The organism is Streptomyces sp. 8L, assembly GCF_020176795.1.
Taxonomy (GTDB): domain Bacteria; phylum Actinomycetota; class Actinomycetes; order Streptomycetales; family Streptomycetaceae; genus Streptomyces.
The window spans coordinates 1-1,241 of the sequence record NZ_JAIUKE010000890.1 but is presented as its reverse complement, the minus strand read 5'-3'; the positions used below and the strand labels follow the sequence as shown (position 1 = coordinate 1,241).

The 1,241-nt window shown below is 67.6% G+C and carries 2 protein-coding genes; both read right to left on the bottom strand.

The window, feature by feature from the left end; genetic code table 11:
• On the bottom strand, positions 1 to 877 hold an 877-nt coding region (locus tag LCE31_RS39705), incomplete at its 3' end, for an IS3 family transposase (protein ID WP_225023155.1).
• A complete protein-coding gene (locus LCE31_RS39700) occupies positions 874 to 1,173 on the bottom strand; it encodes a transposase (RefSeq protein WP_225023153.1) in 300 nt (99 codons plus the stop codon). The genes LCE31_RS39700 and LCE31_RS39705, both read right to left, overlap by 4 nt.
• Positions 1,174 to 1,241: the final 68 nt, after the last annotated feature.

Below are 1,241 nucleotides of genomic sequence, written 5' to 3'. Positions count from 1 at the left end.
GGGCGTGTTGATGCCGCTGTCTGCTTTCGGCCGGTGTGAGGTAGCCGAAGGTCTTGTGCTTGCGTAGGCGGGGGCGGTTGTAGAAGGTCTCGATGAAGGAGGAGACCTCGGCGCGGGCGGTGGCCCGGTCGGGCCAGGTGCGGGTTCCGATCTTTTCCTTGAGCAGGGTCCAGAAGCTTTCCGCGGCAGCGTTGTCGTAACACGATCCGGTGCGTCCGCAGCTCTGCCGCAGCCCCAACGCCCGTATCTGATTGCGGAATTGTGCCGATGTGTACTCGCTGCCGCGATCGCTGTGGATCACGCATCCGGGCTCCAGACCGCCTCGGCCGTAGGCCATGTCGAGGGCGTCGACGACGAACTCGGCGCGGTGGTGGTCGGCCATGGCGTATCCGACGATCTCGCGGGTGGCCAGGTCCAGCCAGCAGGCGAGGTAGAGCCAGCCCTCGGCCGTCGGGAGGTAGGTGATGTCGCCGACTAGCCGGGTGCCGGGACGCTCGGCGTGAAAGTCGCGGCCGAGCAGGTCCGGGGCCGGCTTCGCCTTCACGTCCGGCCGGGTCAGCGAGCGGTGCTTGCGGCGGGTGACGCCGCGGATATCGCGCTCACGCATCACGCGGGCGACGCGCTTGCGGTTCACCCTCCGGCCCGGACGGCGCAGCTCGGCGTGGATGCGCGGGACACCATAGGTGCGACGGGAGGCGATGTGGAGCACGGTGATCTCGTGTGCGAGCGCGTCGTCGGCGGCCTGCCTGGCACGACGGGCGGCCTCGCCCGCGCACCGGGCGTAGTACGAGGAGCGGGCCACCTTCAGCACCCGGCACAGCAGGAAGATCGGGTACGTCGCCTTCTCCGCGTGGATCAACCGGTACAACGCGCTCACCGGTCGTTCTCCTTCACGAAGAACGCCGTCGCTTTTTTAAGGATCTCGATCGTCTGCTGCTGTTCACGGACCTCCTTGCGCAGCCGCTTGAGCTCCTCGCGCTCGGCGCTGGTCAGCTCGCCCGGGGCGCCCTCGCCCCGGTCCGCCTTGGCCTTTCGGTACCAGCCGCGCAGGGACTCGGAGCTGATGCCAAGTTCCCGGGCGACGGCGGTGACCGTCTTGCCTGAGGAGCCGACGAGCGCGATCGCGTCCCGCTTGAACTCCTCGGTATACCGCTTCGTGTACTTGCTTCCCACCTGGCGCTACTTCCTCTGGAACCTCGAGTCCCAGTCTCCAGGTGTCCACGATCAAGGGGAAGCTTCAG